At 73.1% G+C, this 18,996-nt stretch carries 16 protein-coding genes; 8 read left to right on the plus strand and 8 right to left on the minus strand.

Features of this window, described 5'->3' with window-relative positions; translation table 11 throughout:
• Positions 1 to 17: 17 nt before the first annotated feature.
• The 3 genes from OUQ99_RS19410 to OUQ99_RS19420 all read right to left on the minus strand — a co-directional run bounded on the left by OUQ99_RS19410 (position 18) and on the right by OUQ99_RS19420 (position 2,732).
• Entirely contained in the window at positions 18 to 1,529 is a 1,512-nt protein-coding gene (locus tag OUQ99_RS19410; protein WP_267945202.1) for a hypothetical protein, read from the minus strand.
• Positions 1,530 to 1,540: 11 nt separating this feature from the next.
• Positions 1,541 to 1,912, minus strand: a complete 372-nt coding sequence (locus OUQ99_RS19415; RefSeq protein ID WP_267945203.1) for a hypothetical protein — start codon at positions 1,910 to 1,912, stop codon at positions 1,541 to 1,543.
• 91 nt (positions 1,913 to 2,003) lie between these two features.
• Complete coding sequence (locus OUQ99_RS19420; protein ID WP_267945204.1) at positions 2,004 to 2,732, minus strand: hypothetical protein; 729 nt, start codon at positions 2,730 to 2,732, stop codon at positions 2,004 to 2,006.
• Between the two features lie 430 nt (positions 2,733 to 3,162).
• On the opposite strand from OUQ99_RS19420, the gene OUQ99_RS19425 reads away from it, so the two are divergent.
• The 4 genes from OUQ99_RS19425 (at position 3,163) to OUQ99_RS19440 (ending at position 10,011) form a co-directional block, all read left to right on the plus strand.
• Positions 3,163 to 5,493 carry an excinuclease ABC subunit UvrA gene (locus tag OUQ99_RS19425; RefSeq protein WP_267945205.1) on the plus strand — a complete coding sequence of 777 codons (2,331 nt, stop codon included), beginning with the start codon at positions 3,163 to 3,165 and terminating at the stop codon, positions 5,491 to 5,493.
• A 379-nt stretch (positions 5,494 to 5,872) separates the two neighbouring features.
• Complete coding sequence (locus OUQ99_RS19430; protein WP_267945206.1) at positions 5,873 to 6,283, plus strand: hypothetical protein; 411 nt, start codon at positions 5,873 to 5,875, stop codon at positions 6,281 to 6,283.
• Positions 6,284 to 6,353: 70 nt separating this feature from the next.
• Positions 6,354 to 8,162: a thiamine pyrophosphate-requiring protein gene (locus OUQ99_RS19435; protein WP_267945207.1), complete on the plus strand. Its 1,809-nt coding sequence runs from the start codon at positions 6,354 to 6,356 to the stop codon at positions 8,160 to 8,162.
• A 70-nt stretch (positions 8,163 to 8,232) separates the two neighbouring features.
• The gene (locus OUQ99_RS19440) at positions 8,233 to 10,011 is read left to right on the plus strand and encodes a glycoside hydrolase family 15 protein (protein ID WP_267945208.1); all 1,779 of its coding nucleotides are present in this window, start codon (positions 8,233 to 8,235) and stop codon (positions 10,009 to 10,011) included.
• Positions 10,012 to 10,099: 88 nt separating this feature from the next.
• Here the strand turns inward: OUQ99_RS19440 and OUQ99_RS19445 are convergent, their stop codons facing one another.
• On the minus strand, positions 10,100 to 10,984 hold the full coding sequence (locus OUQ99_RS19445; protein ID WP_267950422.1) for a helix-turn-helix transcriptional regulator: 885 nt from the start codon (positions 10,982 to 10,984) through the stop codon (positions 10,100 to 10,102).
• Between the two features lie 198 nt (positions 10,985 to 11,182).
• On the opposite strand from OUQ99_RS19445, the gene OUQ99_RS19450 reads away from it, so the two are divergent.
• From OUQ99_RS19450 to OUQ99_RS19465, 4 genes are all read left to right on the plus strand, one after another.
• Entirely contained in the window at positions 11,183 to 12,067 is an 885-nt protein-coding gene (locus tag OUQ99_RS19450) for an aldo/keto reductase (RefSeq protein ID WP_267945209.1), read from the plus strand.
• Positions 12,068 to 12,077: 10 nt separating this feature from the next.
• Entirely contained in the window at positions 12,078 to 13,067 is a 990-nt protein-coding gene (locus tag OUQ99_RS19455; protein WP_267945210.1) for an aldo/keto reductase, read from the plus strand.
• Positions 13,068 to 13,441: 374 nt separating this feature from the next.
• A complete protein-coding gene (locus tag OUQ99_RS19460; protein WP_267945211.1) occupies positions 13,442 to 13,666 on the plus strand; it encodes a hypothetical protein in 225 nt (74 codons plus the stop codon).
• Positions 13,667 to 13,758: 92 nt separating this feature from the next.
• Positions 13,759 to 14,175 (plus strand): hypothetical protein, encoded by a 417-nt coding sequence (locus OUQ99_RS19465; protein ID WP_267945212.1) that lies wholly within the window; start codon positions 13,759 to 13,761, stop codon positions 14,173 to 14,175.
• A 42-nt stretch (positions 14,176 to 14,217) separates the two neighbouring features.
• Here the strand turns inward: OUQ99_RS19465 and OUQ99_RS19470 are convergent, their stop codons facing one another.
• The 4 genes from OUQ99_RS19470 to OUQ99_RS19485 all read right to left on the minus strand — a co-directional run bounded on the left by OUQ99_RS19470 (position 14,218) and on the right by OUQ99_RS19485 (position 18,779).
• Complete coding sequence (locus OUQ99_RS19470) at positions 14,218 to 14,436, minus strand: hypothetical protein (protein WP_267945213.1); 219 nt, start codon at positions 14,434 to 14,436, stop codon at positions 14,218 to 14,220.
• Between the two features lie 431 nt (positions 14,437 to 14,867).
• Positions 14,868 to 15,218 carry a hypothetical protein gene (locus tag OUQ99_RS19475; protein ID WP_267945214.1) on the minus strand — a complete coding sequence of 117 codons (351 nt, stop codon included), beginning with the start codon at positions 15,216 to 15,218 and terminating at the stop codon, positions 14,868 to 14,870.
• Between the two features lie 75 nt (positions 15,219 to 15,293).
• Positions 15,294 to 16,340: a polymorphic toxin-type HINT domain-containing protein gene (locus tag OUQ99_RS19480; RefSeq protein WP_267945215.1), complete on the minus strand. Its 1,047-nt coding sequence runs from the start codon at positions 16,338 to 16,340 to the stop codon at positions 15,294 to 15,296.
• A 168-nt stretch (positions 16,341 to 16,508) separates the two neighbouring features.
• On the minus strand, positions 16,509 to 18,779 hold the full coding sequence (locus tag OUQ99_RS19485) for a glycoside hydrolase family 3 C-terminal domain-containing protein (RefSeq protein WP_267945216.1): 2,271 nt from the start codon (positions 18,777 to 18,779) through the stop codon (positions 16,509 to 16,511).
• Positions 18,780 to 18,996: the final 217 nt, after the last annotated feature.

Raw genomic sequence — 18,996 nt, forward strand, 5'->3', positions numbered from 1 at the left:
CGTCCTTCGGTGTCGGTTCAGGTCTCGCGCCGCGGCCGGTGCCGGGGCGGAACGGGTCGGCGGTGCCCGGGCTCGGCCCGGGGTCGTACCGGCCGGGCGTCGGGGTCCGGCGGGTTCCGGCCGCGCCGCGGCTCGGCGCCGCGGTCCCGTGGCGGCTCCGGCCGGACGGCGGAGGCGTCGGCCCCGGTCGCGGGCGGTGTGCCCGGGCGGCGCGGGACGGCCCGGGGCGTCCCTCCCCGTCCGTCCGGCGGTCCTGCGGGCGGCGGGGCCGGGGCGTTGCGGGGCCTCCGGTGCGCGGCCGCGTCCGCCGGCCCTCCCCGTCCCCGTGGCGGGGCGTGCGCGGGTCCCGGTGCGCTCCGGGAGGTGGGGGCGGCGGCCGACCGGTGCGGCGCGGAGGACGCGGAGCCGGGGGAGGATCCGGAGTCCGGGGTGCCGAAGCGCCAGGTGCGCACGCGCCTGGGGAGGGCGGGGACGCTCGCCTCGGCGCGCGGGCGGCGCTCGACCGCCCGCAGGAGCGCGCCGGTCCGGCCGCCCGTGCTCCGGGCCGCGGCGGCGAGCGCCCCTCCCCCTCCGGTGGCGGCCGTGACCGCGACCAGGACCGCGGTCGAGGCCAGGGACCTGGCGGCGTCCGCCGCCGGAGACCTTCCGGCCGGCGGGGACCACACGGCCCTGTAGGCCCACACGGGGATGCGGATCTGAACGTAGACGAGCACCAGGAGGAGGAAGAGGTCGAAGAGGTCGGCCTCGCCGCGCACGATGTGCACGACCCCGAACAGCGCACGGGTGTCGCCCTCGAAGAAGACGCGGGTCAGCGCCACGAACGCGATCGCCTGGGCGACCGGGACGAGGCACACCGCGGCCAGGGTCCGCCACCACATCTGCGCGACCCGGTTGGTCTGCGGCAGCCCGTGGAACATCAGCATGAGCGGGCCGCCGACCATCAGCAGGATCACGATGACCACGCGGACGATCTCCACGACCACCCACAGCACGAGCAGGACCACGAGGACCAGCAGGAACAGCACCACCGCCGAGGTCTCGTCGGCGAGGAAGGGGGTGGACCTGCTGCTCAGGTGGCGGGCGGCGGCGCCGGCGTCGATGCCGTCGTCGCCGACGGCCCGGGCTACGGCGGTGGAGGCCTCCGCCGCCAGGCCCACCACGTTCAGCGACGCGTTGGAGGCGACGAACCCCACCACCAGGCGCGGCAGGACCTCCCTGGCCCCGTACTGGGCCTGGACGCTGTGGTGTGCCATGAGGACGAACCCGGCGGCGAGGACGAGGAGCAGGTAGAGGGCGTTGGCCGTGGCGGACACGCCCTCCCACACGGCGGTCACCCCCGCGGTCGGCCCGGGGGTCGCGAACAGCTTTCCCGCGACCCAGCCCAGCAGGGGGTCCAGGACGCCGACGACCAGCCCGTGGAACCACTGGGTGATGTGGCAGGAGACCTCGAGGGCACCGCAGTCGAAGACCTCCGCGTAGGTCTGCTCCGTGGCGGCGTCCCCGTGCTCCTCCGGCTCCCCCGGCCTCACCGGCGCCCCCGTCACGCGTCGTAGCCGTTGACGTAGTCCAGGGCCAGGAGGATCACCTCGCCGGAGAAGGCGACGAGGTAGCCCATGCCCGCGCCGGCGAAGGCGCGCTTGGACTTGTCGATCTCCCCCGGCTCGCCGCCCGCCAGGATCCAGCGCAGACCGGCGACCACGGTGAACAGGACGGCGAAGGAGACGGCGATGCTCTGCCCCACCCGGGTCAGGCGCCGGACGACCTCGTTGATGTGGACGGTGTAGGCCTCCACCTCGGCCGCGGCCGGGTCGCCGCCGAGGGCGACGAGCGCCAGGGCCGCTCCCGCCGCGAGGACGCAGGTCCGTGCCGCCGGCAGGCGCCGCGTCCGTCCCGTACCGCGCGGATCCCCCATCCCGCCCCCTTCCGCTCGCCTACTGGGAAAGAAGCCGGTGGAGGGGCGGGATTGGACCGGGTCAAGGCATTCCTTTACCCGGTCCGGACCCTCAGGCCGGCGCCGGGACCGGCGAGCGGGCGGCGACCCGGCCGGAGCGGACCGCGTCCGCCAGGCGCTTCTCGGCGCGGGAGCGCCGCTTGGCGAGCTTCCAGTACGCGGTCCCCCGTTCTCTCGCCAACCGGGTCAGCGGGACGCCCTCCAGCCGGGTGAGGCCGATGACGCACGCCTCCGACTCGCTGAGCACGCCCTGGCGGACGGCGTCCCGGAGCACCAGGTCGGGGCTCCCGGGCGGCCGGGGCGCGAGGGCGCCCCGCTCGGGCCCCTCCCCCGCCACCGGGTGGGCGAGGGCGTCACGGCGCGCACGCAGGCCGGCTCGCTGGGCGCGGCAGCGCAGCATCCACGGCAGCCGGTACCAGCCGGTGTCGATCTCGTGGACGGCGGCGATGAAACCCGCCAGGACCTCCCCCTGGACGTCCTCGGCCGCGCAGGCTTCCAGGCCCTCGCACAGCCGCCGCGCGCACGCCTTCAACCCGGGCACGGCCAGGCCGACGGCGGCGACCATCCACTCCTCCGACAGGCGGGCGTCGATGATCACCCGCCGCCAGACGGCGTCGCGCACCTGGCGCGCGACCGCGCCCGAGAGCAGGGCCTCGCGCACCTCCAGCAGCGTCGCGGGGCGCGGGTCGGTGAACGGTTCGAGCAGGGCGGCGAGTTCTCGCGGGTCCAGGTCCGAACGCAGGAACTCGCGCTCGGCGGTGTGCAGCAGTCCGGTCCACATGGTGTGTCTCCCTCGGTGGGCGGTCGGGACCAGGCCACGAAAGGAGGGGCCGCCCACGCGGGGCCGGCACCGGTCCCGCCGGGCGCACGCGCAGCGCGCACAGCGGTCCCGCCGACCGCTGACACGGGGCCGACCGGGGGCGCACAGAGCCGCGTCGGGCGCCCGTACGGCGGGGAGGCGGCCGGGCCCCGGGACCGCCTCGGTGCGGGGGCTGTGGGCGGGGCGGCCGGGACCGCGCCCGCCGACGGCGGCCGGGGCGACCGGAGTTGGACAGAACGTGGCCGGGTCTCCCGGAACCCGTGACCGGGGAGCGCGCACGCCCTTCCCGGGCCGGCCCCGTCCGGCCCGGGGCGTGCGGGGCCCGGGGTGTTTGCCGTACCCGGACGGTCCATGGATCCGGCGGGGACCGCGACCGGGTAAGCCTGGTCCCATGGAAAACCACGACGACCGCATCCGGGTGCGCGGAGCCCGCATCCACAACCTGAGGAACGTGGACGCGGAGCTGCCCCGCGACGCGCTGGTGGCCTTCACCGGCGTCTCGGGGTCGGGCAAGTCCTCGCTGGCCTTCGGGACGCTGTACGCCGAGTCCCAGCACCGGTACCTGGAGTCCGTGGCGCCGTACGCGCGGCGCCTGCTCCAACAGCTCCCGGCCCCGGAGGTGGACGACATCACCGGCATGCCCCCGGCCGTGGCCCTGGCCCAGCCGCGCACCGCGCCGTCGGTCCGGTCCACCGTGGGCACCCTCACCACGGTCTCCAACACGCTGCGCATGCTGTTCTCCCGCGCCGGGACCTACCCGCCCGGCGCGGACCGCCTGGACTCGGACTCCTTCTCCCCCAACACCGTGGCCGGAGCCTGCCCCGTCTGCCACGGGGAGGGGGTCGAGCACGAGGTCACCGAGGAGTCGCTGGTGCCCGACCCCTCGCTGAGCATCGCCGACGGCGCCGTCGCCTCCTGGCCGGGGGCCTGGCAGGGCAAGAACCTGCGCGACATCCTCGACACCCTCGGGTACAACATCCACCGGCCCTGGCGGGAGCTGCCCCGGGAGGAGCGCGAGTGGATCCTGTTCACCGAGGAGCAGCCGGTGGTGACCGTCCACCCGGTCCGGGAGGCGGGCCGCGTGCACCGCAGCTACCAGGGCGAGTACAGCAGCGCCCGGCGTCTGGTGCTCAAGGCGTACGCCTCCTCGGCCAGCGAGGCGCGGCGCCGCCGGGCGGCGGGGTTCATGGTCGACCGGACCTGTCCCGAGTGCGGCGGGAGGCGGCTGCGCCGGGAGGCGCTGCGGGTCACCTTCGCGGGCCGCACCATCACCGAGGTGGCGGGGCTGCCCCTGACCGAGCTGGCCGCCCTGCTGCGCCCCTGGCGGGAGGACGCCGGCGCCGCCGGGGCGCTGGCCGGGGAGATCACCGGCCGGGTCGAGGTGCTGGAGGAACTGGGGCTGGGCTACCTGAGCGTGGACCGCCCGGCCCCGACCCTGTCCACCGGCGAGTTCCAGCGGATCCGGCTGGCCACCCAGCTGGGCACGGGCCTGTTCGGCGTGGTCTACGTCCTGGACGAGCCCTCGGCGGGCCTGCACCCGGCCGACTGCGAGGCGCTGTCGGGGATCCTGCGGCGCCTGCGGGACGGGGGCAACACCGTGTGCTTCGTCGAGCACGACCTGGACATCGTGCGCGGGGCCGACTGGATCGTGGACGTGGGCCCGGAGGCGGGCGAGCGCGGCGGGAGGGTCCTCTACAGCGGTCCGGTGGCGGGGCTGCGCGACGTCCCGGAGTCGGTGACCCGCCGCTACCTGTTCCACGACGCCCTGCCGGAGAGGCGCCCCCACACGCCCCGCGGACACCTGGAACTGCGCGGGGTCATCCGCAACAACCTCAGGGGGCTGGACGCCGACGTCCCCCTGGGGGTGTTCACCGCCGTCACCGGGGTCTCCGGTTCGGGCAAGTCCACCCTGCTGGCGGCGGTCGCGGACCGCGCCGCCGGGCACGGGCGGGTGGTGTGGGTCAGCCAGCAGCCGATCGGGCGGACCCCGCGCTCCAACCTGGCCACCTACACCGGGCTCTTCGACACGGTGCGCAAGCTCTTCGCCGCCACCGAGGAGGCGCGGGCCCTGGACTACGGGCCGGGCCGGTTCTCCTTCAACGTCGTGGGCGGGCGCTGCCCGACCTGTGAGGGGGAGGGGTTCGTGTCGGTGGAGCTGCTGTTCCTGCCCACCGCCTACGCCCCGTGCCCGGCCTGCGGCGGGTCCCGCTACAACGAGGACACCCTCCGGGTGCGGTACCGGGGGCGCACGGTGGCGGACGTGCTGGCCATGTCGGTCGAGGAGGCGGAGGGCTTCTTCACCGGGGAGCCGTCGGTGCGGCGGTCGCTGCAGACCCTGGCCGGGGTCGGGCTGGGCTACCTGCGCCTGGGCCAGCCGGCCACCGAGCTCTCCGGCGGCGAGGCTCAGCGGATCAAACTGGCCACCGAGCTCCAGCGCCGCCGGGTCGCCGACTCCCTCTACCTGCTCGACGAGCCCACCACCGGGCTCCACCCGTACGACACCGACGTGCTGATGGGCCGCCTGCACGACCTGGTCGGGGCCGGCGCCACCGTCGTGGCGGCCGAGCACGACATGCGGGTCGTGGCCACCGCCGACCACGTCATCGACCTGGGCCCGGGCGGCGGCTCCGAGGGCGGCCGGATCGTCGCCCAGGGGGATCCGGCGAGGATCGCCGCCGCCCCGGACAGCAGGACCGGCGCCTATCTGAAGGGGCTGCTCTGACGCGCCGCGCGCTCCGCCAGTAGCCGTTCGGCGAGCCCGCCCGGGCGGGCGGGCTCACCGCGCGGCCCGGTCCGGCGGCCTGCGCCCGGAGCCCCGCCGGGAGGCCGGGGCGACGCGGTGGCTGTACCGGTTCCCGGGGTGGCCGCGCGCCTCCAGGTGGAGGAGGCCGTCGCGGGGGGCGGCTCCGGCGGGGCGGCCCGACGCACGCCTCCCGATCGGAAACGGAAAGGGGAATGCGTACAGCGTTTCCCTTCACCAGGGCCATGAATTTCTTCCCGAAGACACTCCCATTGCCTTCTTTGCCGCCGCCCGGGCCATTTTTTGCCGACCGTCCCGAATTCCCGGCGTGGCCGACACCGCCTGCGGGAACGCTGCCCCCATGCCGAAAAGCGCAGTCTCCGGTCCGGCCGCGGGCAAGGGCACTCCCGTGGACGTCGCGGCCCCGCGAAAGGAACTGCGCCGCCGCGCCGACGGGGAGGCGCGGTGCGACGCGGGCGTCTGCTCCACGGACGCCTCCGACCGCCGCCGGGTCCCCCTCGGGGCCATGGTGCGCGGCGACGCCGGGGCCGCTGCGAAGGCCGTCTCCGTCGGCGCCCGGTTCGGCGCCTCCATTCTCTCCCGGGGCGGGGGAACCGGCTCGGGAGGGCAGGACACCGGCGCTCCGGTCGTCCCCGACTGGACGCGGCGCCGGGCCGGGCCCGCATCCGGTGGGGAGCCGGAAGCGTCCCTCCCGGCCGCCGTGCCCGGCGCGGCGGCCGGCGCCCGGTACCGCGCACGGCGGCGGGCCTGACCGGCGCCCGCGCGCCGCCGGTCCGCACGGTCGCGGAACCTGTCCCACCACGAGGAAGGCGAGGGAACCCATGGCGGTCAAGGTCTCGGACCACGTCCTGCAGCGGTTGCGCGAATGGGGCGTCGAGCACGTCTTCTCCTACGCCGGCGACGGCATCAACGGCCTGCTCGCCGCCTGGGGGCGCGCGGAGAACGACCCGAAGTTCGTCCAGGCCCGGCACGAGGAGATGGCCGCCTTCGAGGCGGTCGGCTACGCGAAGTTCTCCGGCAGGGTCGGCGTCTGCGCGGCAACCTCGGGGCCCGGCGCCGTCCACCTGCTCAACGGCCTCTACGACGCCAAGCTCGACCACGTCCCCGTGGTGGCGATCGTGGGGCAGACCGACCGGAGCGCCATGGGCGGCTCCTACCAGCAGGAGGTCGACCTCCTGAGCCTCTACAAGGACGTGGCCTCGGACTACTGCGCGATGGTGACCGTCCCAGAGCAGCTGCCCAACGTCATCGACAGGGCGATGCGCACCGCGTACGCGAGGAGGACGGTGACCGCCGTCATCATCCCCGCCGACGTGCAGGAACTGGACTACTCGCCGCCGACCCACGAGTTCAAGATGGTCCCGTCCAGCCTCGGCCTGTCCTCCCCCGTCCCCGTCCCGAGGCCCGCGGACCTCTCCCGGGCCGCGCAGGTGCTCAACGCGGGGGAACGGATCGCCGTCCTGGTCGGCCAGGGGGCCGCGGGCGCGCGGGCCGAGGTCGTCGCGCTCGCGGAGCGCCTGGACGCCGGGGTGGCCAAGGCCCTGCTGGGCAAGGACGTCCTGCCCGACGACCTGCCGTACGTGACGGGCTCGATCGGTCTCCTCGGCACCCGGGCCTCCTACGAGCTCATGCGGGACTGCGACACCCTGCTGGTGGTGGGGTCCAGCTTCCCCTACTCGCAGTTCCTCCCGGATTTCGACCAGGCGCGCGCGGTGCAGATCGACATCGACCCGCACATGATCGGCCTGCGCTACCCGTTCGAGGTCAACCTCGTCGGGGACGCCAAGGAGACCCTCGCCGCCCTGCTCCCCCAGCTCAAACGCGACAGGAAGCGCAAGGCCTGGCGCAGGAAGGTCGAGAAGGACACGGCGCGCTGGTGGGAGGTCATGCAGCGCCGGGCCGCCGTGGAGGCCGATCCCATCAACCCCGAGTACGTCGTGCACGCCCTGGACGCGCTCCTGCCGGACGACGTGATCCTGACGGCCGACTCGGGTTCGGCGGCGAACTGGTACGCGCGCCACCTCCGGATGCGCGGAACCATGCGGGGGTCCCTGTCGGGCACGCTCGCGACCATGGGGCCGGGGGTCCCCTACGCCATCGGCGCCAAGTTCGCCCATCCGGACCGGCCCGCCGTGGCGCTCGTGGGCGACGGGGCCATGCAGATGAACGGCATGGCCGAACTCGTCACCGCGGCCAAGTACCGGCAGGAGTGGAAGGACCCCAGGCTGGTCGTGGCCGTCCTCAACAACCACGACCTCAACCAGGTCACGTGGGAGATGCGCGCCATGTCCGGGGCGCCGCAGTTCCTGCCCTCGCAGTCCCTGCCCGACGTGCCCTACGCCGACTTCGCGCGCCTGATCGGCCTCGACGGGGTGCGCGTGGAGAGGCCGGAGGACGTCCAGGGCGCCTGGCACAGGGCGCTGGGCGCGGACCGGCCCTTCGTCATCGACTTCCGCACCGACCCCGACGTCCCCCCGATCCCGCCGCACGCCACCCTCGAGCAGATCGAGGCCGCGGCCTCGGCGGTCCTCCAAGGGGACAGCGAGAGCGCCGGCATCGTCAGGCAGGGGGTCAAGGCCAAGATCCAGGACTTCCTCCCGGGCCGGGGGCGCCACCACAAGCGCGGCTGAACGGCCGGAGGGGCCGGACCGGGTGCGGGAGGCCGCCGTGCCGGACGCGGCGCCCGGGACGAGGAGGACCATGGGGGACTCACACGGAAGGCCCGCGCCGCAGACCCTGCGGGACTACGCGCTGCTCGCGGACGGCGAGCGCGGGGCCCTCATCGGCCTGCACGGGGAGATCGTCTGGATGTGCGCCCCGCGCTGGGACTCCGGCGCCGTCTTCGGCGACCTCGTCGGAGGGCCCGGCCACTACACGGTCGCCCCGCGGGGGCGCTTCGTCGGCGGCGGCCACTACGAGCCCGGCACACTGGTCTGGCGCAGCCGCTGGACCACCTCGGGGGGCATCACCGAGTGCCGTGAGGCGCTGGCGTTCCCGGGCGACCCGCACCGGGCCGTGCTGCTGCGGCGCATCACGGCCGTGCAGGGGGACGCCCGCCTCGACCTGCGGCTCGAGCCCGCGGCCGACTTCGGCCGGAGCGGCGCGCCCTCGTTCCACCTGGAGGAGGGCGTGTGGACGGCGCGGTCGGGCGACCTGCGCCTGCGGTGGAGCGGGGCGCCCTCCGCGCACCCCGTGCCACGCGGCGGGGAGCCCGCCGGCCTCGCGGCCGAGGTCTCCCTCGCGGCCGGCGAACACCACGACCTGGTGCTGGAGATCGCCGACTGCCCCCTCGGCGCCGTGGTGGACGCCTCCCGCGCGTGGGAGGCGACGACGGCCGAGTGGTCCAGGACGGTCCCTGCCCTGGACCACGGCCTCGCCCCGCGGGACTCCCGGCACGCCTACGCGGTCCTGCGGGGGCTGACCAGCAGCACAGGGGGGATGGTGGCCGCGGCCACCACCAGCCTCCCCGAGCGCGCCAGGACCGGGCGCAACTACGACTACCGGTACGTCTGGATCCGGGACCAGTGCTACGCGGGCCTGGCCGCGGCCGCGGCGGGGAGCTTCCCCCTCCTGGACTGCGCGGTGGACTTCGTCTCGGCGCGGCTGCTCGAGGACGGCCCGCACATGGCCCCGGCCTACACCGTCGCCGGGGAGCGGATACCCGGCCAGGAGACGCTCGGCCTGGAGGGGTACCCGGGCGGTTTCGACCGTGTCGGCAACTGGGTGAACCGGCAGTTCCAGCTCGACGCCTTCGGCGAGGCGCTGATCCTGCTGGCCACCGCCCACCGGCACGGTCGGCTGGAACCGGAGGGGTGGCGCGCAGCGGACGCCGCGGTCGGCGCCGTCGCCCGGTACAGGAGGAGGCCGGACGCCGGCATCTGGGAGATCGGCGACCGGGCGTGGACCCACAGCAGGCTCACCTGCGCGGCCGGGCTCCGTGCCCTGGCCGGCGCGGCCCCCACCGCGGGCCGCGTGAACGAGTGGACACGTCTGGCCGACGCCATGGCCGCCGAGACCGCCGCCACCAGCCTGCACCCCGGCGGCCGGTGGCAGCGCAGCCCCGAGGACCCGGGGCTGGACGCCTCCCTGCTCCTACCCCCGCTCCGCGGCGCCCTTCCGGCCGGGGACCCGCGGACGGTGAACACCCTGCGGGCCTTCGTCCGCGAACTCACCCACGACCACTACGCGTACCGCTTCCGGCACGACGGGCGCCCGCTGGAGGAGGCCGAGGGGGCCTTCCTGCTGTGCGGGTTCGTGACGGCCCTGGCCGAGCACCAGCAGGGCCACCACGGCGAGGCACTGCGCTGGTTCGAGCGCAACCGCACCGCCTGCGGACCGCCCGGGCTGTTCGCCGAGGAGTACGACATCGGCCAGCGCCAGATGCGGGGGAACCTCCCCCAGGCGTTCGTGCACGCGCTGATGCTGGAGTCCGCCGTCCGGCTGGCCGCCCCCGCCGGGTCCGACCGGGTGTTCCACTGAGGGGTGCGCCGCGCGCCCGCCCGGCACTCCGGACGGCCCGGGGACGGAGGGGGACCGGGGCCGGCCCGGGCGGTCCCCCGGGGCCGGGTCAGCGGATGGCCGGGGGCTCCTCGGTGGAGAGCCGCTCCTGGTCGGCCGCCCAGGAGGCCAGCAGCTTGAGCCCGTCGGCCGCCGGTGAGTCGGCCGGCGCGGTGTAGACGTTCAGCTGCAGGCCCGGCTCGGCGGGGAGTTCCATCGCCTCGAAGTCGAGTTCGAGCAGGCCGACGCCCGGGTGGAAGAGCCGTTTGCGCCCGGAGCGGTGGAAGCGCACGTCCTGTGACGCCCACCTCTGCCGGAACAGCTCGCTGCGGGTCGAGAGTTCGCCGACCAGGGCGATGAGCGACTTGTCGTGCGGGTTGCGGCCCGCCTCCAGGCGCAGCATCGCGGCCGCGTCGCGGACGATCTGGTCGTAGTCGACGAAGAACTCCCGGGCCGCCTCCGGCTGGAGGTAGACGAACCTGGCGGTGTTCGCCGGACGCCGCGGGTCCGCGAGCACGGGGGCGTAGAGGGCCCGGGCGAGCCGGTTCATGGCCAGCACGTCGTGGCGGCCGTTGCGGATCCAGGCCGGGGCGTCGGTGATCGCGTCGAGGACCTGTCGCAGCGCCGGTCGGACGGTCGCGGGGGCGCTGCGCCCGCGGCGCCCGCTCCGCGCGCCCGACTCCCGCGCGAGGGAGAAGAGGTGTTCGCGTTCGGCCTCGTCCAGCTGCAGCGCCGAGGCCAGGGCCTCGAGCACGCCCTCGGAGGCGCCGGCCAGGCTGCCGCGCTCCATGCGCACGTAGTAGTCCACCGAGACCCCGGCGAGCATCGCCACCTCCTCGCGGCGCAGCCCCTTGACCCGGCGGTTGCCCCCGTACGCCGGAAGGCCCGCCTGCCGCGGGGTGATGCGCGCCCGCCGCGAACTCAGGAATTCGCGGATCTCACTGCGCAGGTCCATCGTCGCCATGCCCCCACGGTAGGCGCACCGCCCGCGGCGTGGGAGGTACTGCCGTTACCCGGGACGGCCGCGGGACGGGGACCCGCCCGGCCGGGGACGCGCCGGTCCGGCCACCGGATCCGGTGCGTGGGGGGCACTGCGGGTACCCGGATCACCAGGTACTCCTCCGCAGGTCACCCCTGATCTAGCGTGGCGTACATGAGCATTCCGAGCGTCACTCTCAACAACGGCGTGGACATGCCGGTCCTCGGTTTCGGCGTCTACCAGACCCCGCCGGAGCAGACGATCACGGCCGTGGAGACCGCCCTGTCCACGGGCTACCGGCACATCGACACCGCCGCGGCCTACGGGAACGAGCGCGAGGTGGGCGAGGCGGTGCGCCGCTCCGGTCTGGCGCGCGACGAGGTCTTCCTCGAGACCAAGGTCTGGATCACCGACTACGGCTACGACGAGACCCTGCACGCCTTCGACAAGTCCGCCGGCAAGCTCGGCGTCGAGCAGCTGGACCTGCTGATCCTGCACCAGGCGCTGCCCGGCGAGTTCGAGCTGACCGTCCAGGCCTACAAGGCCCTGGAGAAGCTCCACGCCGACGGCAGGGTGCGCGCGATCGGCGTCTCCAACTTCATGCCCGACCACCTCGACCGGCTGCTCTCCGGGGCCGGGACCGTCCCCGCGGTCAACCAGATCGAGGTCCACCCCTACTTCCGGCAGTCGGAGCTGCTGGAGTACGACCGCGAGCGCGGCATCCTCAACCAGGCCTGGTCGCCGATCGGGGGCATCACGTTCTACCGCGACGGGTCGAAGGGCTCCACCCTGGAGGACCCGGTGATCGGGAAGATCGCGGACGCGCACGGCAGGACACCCGCACAGGTGATGCTGCGCTGGCACATCCAGCAGGGCCGCCAGGTCATCCCCAAGTCGGTGACGCCGTCCCGGATCGCGGAGAACTTCGACGTGTTCGACTTCGAGCTCACCGGCGAGCAGCTCGCCGCCGTCGACGCGCTGGACACCGGCATCCGCGGCGGCCCCGAGGCCGCCGACATCACCCGCGAGAACTTCGGCATCGAGATCCCCGAGGCCTGAGGAGGCCGTCATGCACACGCGCACGCTCGGACAGGGCCTGGAGGTCTCCGCCGTCGGCCTCGGCTGCATGGGCATGTCCCAGAGCTACGGGCCCAACCCGGGGGACCGCGACGAGATGGTCGGCGTGATCCGCCACGCCGTGGAGGAGGAGGGTGTCACCTTCTTCGACACCGCCGAGGTCTACGGGCCCTACGCCAACGAGGAACTCGTCGGCGAGGCCCTGGCGCCCCTGCGCGACCGGGTCGTGATCGCCACCAAGTTCGGCTGGGACATCCAGGACGGCAGGATGGTCGGGACCGACTCCCGGCCCGAGCAGATCAGACGCGTCGCGGACGCGTCGCTGCGGCGGCTGGGCACCGACGTGATCGACCTCTTCTACCAGCACCGGGTCGACCCCGACGTGCCGATCGAGGACGTCGCTGGGACGGTCGGCGAACTCGTCGCGGCCGGCAAGGTCCGCCACTTCGGGCTGTCCGAGGCGGGCGCCGGGACGATCCGGCGGGCCCACGCGGTCCACCCCGTCACGGCGGTGCAGAGCGAGTACTCGCTGTGGACCCGCGACCCCGAGCCGGAGGTGCTGTCGGCCTGCGGCGGACTCGGCATCGGGTTCGTCCCGTTCAGCCCGCTCGGCAAGGGCTTCCTGACGGGGACCGTGGGTTCCTCGACCGAGTTCGCCGAGGGCGACATCCGCTCCACCATCCCCCGGTTCGACGCCGGCAACATCGACGCCAACGGGGCGCTGGTGGGGCACGTCCGCGCCCTCGCCGAGGCGAAGGGGGCCACGGCGGGCCAGGTCTCGCTCGCCTGGCTGCTCGCCCAGCATCCGTGGATCGTGCCGATCCCCGGCACGCGCCGACGGGGCCGGGTTGCGGAGAACTCCGGGGCCACCCGGATCGCGCTCTCCGCCGACGAGGTCGCCGACCTGGACGCACTCGCCGCACGGGTGGGCGTCCGGGGGGACCGGTACAACGCCCGGGGGATGGCGATGGTCGGCCTCTGACACGCCCGTGGCCGGGCCGGCCCGGGCCCGGTCGGCCCGACCGCAGCGTGGTGGCCGGTCCGCGCGGTTCGGCGCTCCCGGCGGGCTCCGTGGCCGGGTCCGGACACGTCCCGCCCTCGCGCGCCGCCGTCCGCCTCCGGTAGCGTCGGCCCGGTCACCCTTCGGGCGAACAGGAAGGCGCGAGCGAAGATCGAGGCACTGGCCCTGAGCGTTCTGGCTTCGTCTTTCCGGAGCCGTCACAGCTGGCGGAGCCTGCCCGAAAACTCGCCCTCCACCTCGGCCCCGCCACGCTCCTCCAGTTCCTCCTGGTCATCGCCGCGGGCCTGTTCGCCTGCAAGGTCGCCGCGGGAACCGCTGACCTCCTCGTGAGGGTCATGACCCACAAGGCCGCGCAGAGGTGGCCCGGGCTGGAGCGGGCGGAACCCCGGTGCGGCCCGGCCGGGACGGGGCCTCCCGCCGCGCAGCCCCTCATCAGCCGGAACGAGTTCCACGGCGACGGAGCGGGCACCGTCATCCAGGCCGGACGGATAGGCGAGCTGCACATCCACTCCCCCGGACACGGTGGCGCCGGGACGGCCGCCGGGGACGGCGACGGCTGAACTGTCGGGCCGTGCCGTGCGCCCCGTCGGCGGCGGGGTACGCCCGGAAGCGTCCACGGGCGCGGCGGAACCGCACCGGCTACACTCCCCGCGTGCGCAGCGTGTTCGTCTTCCCCCCGGGCGAGCGGTCCGTGACCGCCGCCCTCCTGGACCGGAGCGTGCCCGGGCAGCGCGAGCCGTGGATCCTGGACGGCGTCCTCTACATCGACATCGACGACGAGGAGACGGGCTTCCTGTTCTCCGACTGGGACCCCGAGGACGTGGCGGGCCTCGCAACAGCGGTCGGGCACCGCCCCGCCTGGGCGGTGCAGATCGACGTCTCCGGGCGCGTGTACGGCATCGCGGAGGTCCACCGGGCCGTCGCACTGCTCCTCGCGAACGGCGGTGTGACGGTCGACGACCACTCCGCCCACCCGTGGACACTGCGGGAGATCGTGTCCGGGGCGGTGGTCGAGGGCCGCCGCTTCTTCCGCCCCCGCTTCACCCCTCCCGGTTGGCACGGGCGATGAGCGCTTCGCTGCTTCCGCTCCCCGACTCGGGGAACCCCGTTCTCAGCTGCCCCAGAACCGGGCGGCAACGTCTCTGAAGCCGGCCGGCCTCGAACGGTCGCCTTCGATCAGGTCCACGACATCCAGAGCCTGCTCACCCGTCTTCCCGAGGGATTCCCCGTACAGAACCAGGATCCCCCTTCTGGCGACATCTCTGCACCTCCACACCAGGCCGAGATCTCCTCGGTCGATGACAGCACCATGGGCCACACCATTGACCATCTGAAATATCAGGCTCGAGGAGCACAATCCTCACATGGGGCGAAGGATCAGAAACGAGTGCAGCCATCGCGAGGGCCATGGTCGGCTCCGCCACCTCGAAGAACTGCCTCTGGACGAAGACCGAGTTCTCGAGATCCCAGTAGTGGTCCATGGCATCGTTCTCGGAGCCCTGGGACACCAACTCCATGAAGCACACCGGAACGAAGGACGCGTCACCCGTCATCGTCCTGAACCCCGGCCAGCCCCACAGGCCGGCTTCGAACTCGACCGACTTCACGTTCACTCGAAGACCGTCCACAGGCCGCCTACGGTCGCCCCTGAGACTTCACCCGATGAACGCGTGCGCCAGCCCCTCTCCGACCTCGGGACACTGAGAGATGTCCAGAGAAACGACGACGACCATGAGCTGGCCGGCTCTCACCAGCCCACAGCTAAGAATCCGCAGCCCCTTCCGGCCACGTGAAGTCTTCGGGCGGACCGACGATCGCAGCTTCGATTTTCTGCACCCGGAAATCTGTCAACAGGATCGCCCTCCAGGAAGACGACCTCACGGCGAAAATGCCATTTTCCGAATCCCTGCGCAGGACTTCGAAGAACTCATTCCACCCGAACCTGGCCTCCGCGACATCAGGGTAGGAAGCATACCTGAACCTGTAAGTATCCAAGAACAGCGAACTCTCCGCAACTCCGACATCGAAAGCCTCCCGGACGTCTCCGAACACTCCCTCCAGAATCTCCCCTGGAACGAATTTCAATGATCGACAACCACTCTCACGAAGCATCAAACTGAGCCTCGGGAAGGAAATCTGATACTGCACCGCGCCCCCGATCAAAACAAAATTAAATCCCGGACGGAATCAGAATACCATATCATCAGTAGACATTCCCACCCACGCCGGAATGGCATCTCCTGTCATGCGACCCTGGATTATCACTTCATACTCCCCCCGGAAATCCACCCAAGGCTGTTCATTTGAATGGACATGCACCCTGCCAGAAGGAATTCTTGATCGGATTACAACCCCAGCACCACCGTCCTTGGTTGCCGCAGTTAGTGCAACCCTAGGACTAGTTGTCCAACTCGTATATTCACTGTTCGTCTTACCGTTATGATGCGACTCAGGGGTCGCGCTTCCACCGCGAGGATTCACAACTCCGTTAGTGGCATCCTCAAAAGCAGGGTTCATATCCCCCGTTTGCCCGCTTCTTTCCGAGACTCCGCGATAGACAGTTGTTCCACCACCGCAGTTGTGGTTGAGGACGTTCAGGTCCCCAACGGTCACGTGGAACGTGTGGACGCCTTGGACGGTCAGGTTATGGACCGTCGCAGGCTGGGTCCAGGCCCGGACCGCGGAGACCTGCACCCAGGTGCCCGACGAGGTCTGCAGCCACGTGCCCGGAGCCAGGTCGACCGCGTCGACCCACTGCCCCAAGTCGGGCACCCAGAACGGGTGCTCGTCGGTCGCGATGACCACGTCCCCCGTCGTTACCGGGCCAGGGATGCCCGACTGCTCGGCCTGCTGCCCTTCAGTTTCGGAACCGGTATCCTCATCAGCCGCTTCGCGCTCGGTGGTCGGGTCCACCGTGATCTGCACCAGGTGCTTGGCACCCGACCCGATGATGGTGGCCAGCACCGTCCGCGCGGTCTGCTCACCGGTCTCCGGATCGGTCGCCAACACCTTCTCGCCGACATCGACCTCTTCGATGGGTCTGGTCGACCCGTCGGCCATCAGCACCCGTGTACCGGGCACAAAGCTGTTACCGGGTGCGCAGAGGTTGTCGATCTTGCCCGCCAGGCCACCCACGAACATCGACGCGACGTTCAGCGCCGTCTCACCGCACGCCCCCAGATCACCCGTGGTGAAGCACTCCAGGCCGACCGTGATCCCCAGCTCGTCCGCCACCAGCTGCGCCAGCCCCGCCGCTGCGGCGGCGATCAGCTTGTTGCGGGCCTCGACCTTCTCCTGCGCTCGGCGCCTCGGGGAACGCCGGATCCCGGATCCGCCGGGTCAGCGATCGGGGACCGGAGGGGGGTGGGCCGCCGTCCCGCTCCGGGGACGGCGGCCCTGCGCTCACGCCTCCTGGTTGATGCGGGCGATGAGGGCTTCGAGCTCCTCGCGCCCCACCGGCCCGAAGGACGCGAGGCGGCCCAGCGGGATCGAGGCCATCATGCGCACCATGTCCATGCCCAGCGCGGAGGAGTCGCCGGAGGCCAGCGGCGAGGAGGAGAGGGCCTCTCCGAGCACGGCCGCCGCCTTCGGATCGGCCATGACCTCGCCCAGCGTCGAGTCGAGCGTCACGGGAAGCCGCAGCTCGTCGCCCTCGACGGTGACCGCGGCCTCGGCCCTCAGGTCGCGGCTCGAAGCACCGGCCGACACCGTGTACTCGCCGCCCTCGACCACCCAGCGGTCGACCCGCACCTCCCAGTACGCCAGGTCCTCACGGGCCAGGAGCACGGAGACCCGCTCGCTCTGTCCGGGCTCCAGGGTCACGCCGGCGAAGCCCTTCAGCTCGCGGGGCGCCCGCGACACGGCCGAGTCGGGCTTGGAGACGTAGAACTGCACGACCTCGCGCCCGGCCCGGTCGCCGGTGTTGGTCACGGTCAGGCTCGCCGTGACGCCGGTCCCGTCCTGCTCCAGCCGCAGGTCGGAGTAGGCGAAGCTGGTGTAGGACAGCCCGTGCCCGAAGGGGAAGGCCACCTCCGTCTCACGGGCGTCGTACCAGCGGTAGCCCACGTACAGGCCCTCGCCGTAGAGCACCGCGGAGTTCTCCCCGGGGAAGTTCAGGTACGCGGGGGTGTCCTGCAACCGCACCGGCACCGTCTCGGCCAGCCGCCCGGACGGGTTGACCCGGCCGAACAGCACGTCGGCGATCGCGCCGCCGCCCGCCTGGCCGAGCAGTGCCCCGTCGAGGATCGCCGGGGCGAGTTCGGCGACCGGGGCCAGGCGCAGCACGCCGCCGTGGGAGAGCACGACGACCGTGCGGGGCTGCGCAGCCACGACGGCGGCGAGCAGGTCGAGCTGCTCGGCGGGCAGTTCGATGTGGTCCCGGTCGAAGCCCTCGGACTCCTGGTGCTCGGCGAGGCCGAGGAAGACCACGGCGGCGTCCGCGTTCTCCGCGTCGCGCACCGCCTGCTCGCGCAGGCCCGCGTCGACGTCCTCCCCCTCGGTGTACCCGTGGGAGAAGGTGACCGTGCCCTCCCCTGCCAAGGCGCGGATCTCCTCCAGGGGCACGTCCAGGCGCGTGGGGTTGACGTGGGAGCTGCCGCCGCCCTGGTAGCGCGGGTTCTGGGCGAACCCGCCGATGACGGCGACCGAGGAGCCCGGCGCCAGCGGCAGGAGTCCTCCCTCGTTCCTGAGAAGGACGACGCACCGCGCCGCCACCTCGCGGGCGAGCGTGTGGTGTGCCTCGGCGTCCTGCGCCGCGACCTCGTGGGTCCCCGACTCCCGCGACGCCCGCTCCCCGCGGGCGTGGGCCGCCTTCGCGGCCAGCGCGGCCACGCGGGAGGCGGCCGTGCGGACGTCCTCCGGTGAGCAGGAGCCGTCCTCCACCGCGGCGACCAGCCGCGCGTCGCTCGCCCCGCCGTCGCCGGGCATCTCCAGGTCCAGCCCCGCCGGGACCGAGGCGGAGCGCTCCCGCACCGCGCCCCAGTCGCTGACGACCACGCCGTCGAAGCCCCACTCCTCGCGCAGCACGGTGGTGAGCAGCCAGTGGTCCTCGGAGGCGTAGACGCCGTTGATGCGGTTGTAGGAGCACATCACGGTCCACGGGGCGGACGTGCGCACGACCTTCTGGAAGGCGCGCAGGTAGATCTCGCGCAGCGTGCGCGGGTCGATGTTCGAGCTGGAGCGCATCCGGTCGTGTTCGGCGTTGTTGGCGGCGAAGTGCTTGAGCGAGGCGCCCACGCCGGTGCCCTGGAGCCCGGTCACCCAGGCGCCGCCGAGGACGCCGGTGAGGAAGGGGTCTTCGGAGTAGTACTCGAAGTTGCGTCCGCCGCGCGGGTCGCGCTTGATGTTGATCCCCGGGCCCAGGAGCACGTCGACCCCCAGGGCTCCGGCCTCGGTCCCGAGTGCGGCGCCCACCCGCCGGACCAGGTCGGGGTCCCAGCTCTGGGCCAGGCCCACGGCCGGCGGGAAGCAGGTCGCGGGAAGGCTCTCGGCGAGCCCGAGGTGGTCGGTGGCTCCGGCCTGGCGGCGCACCCCGTGCGGCCCGTCGGTGAGCACGAGGGAGGGGACCTCCCCCACGGCCTTGGTGCTCCAGAAGTCGGCGCCGCCGCTCAGCGAGGCCAGCTCCGCGAGGGTGAGCCCGCTCAGGTCGGGGACGGGTCCGGGGTGTGCGTTCAAGGCACGAGCTCCTTCGTGTCGGTCGTAGGTCCCCTCGCGGTGCTTCACCCGGTGCCGTGCCGCGGTCGCGGTGGCCCCGCAAGGCCCCGGATCCCGCGTTCCGCGCCCGCGGGACGGCGGTGCCGCCGCCGTGCGGTGGACGCCGAGGGCGGCCCCTCAAAACTGAGTGAGGATGAGTTTTCGCAAGGGATTCGCAGCATACCGGCCTGCTTGAAGT

It is taken from the genome of Streptomonospora nanhaiensis (assembly GCF_026642255.1).
Taxonomy (GTDB): Bacteria; Actinomycetota; Actinomycetes; order Streptosporangiales; family Streptosporangiaceae; genus Nocardiopsis; species Nocardiopsis tropica.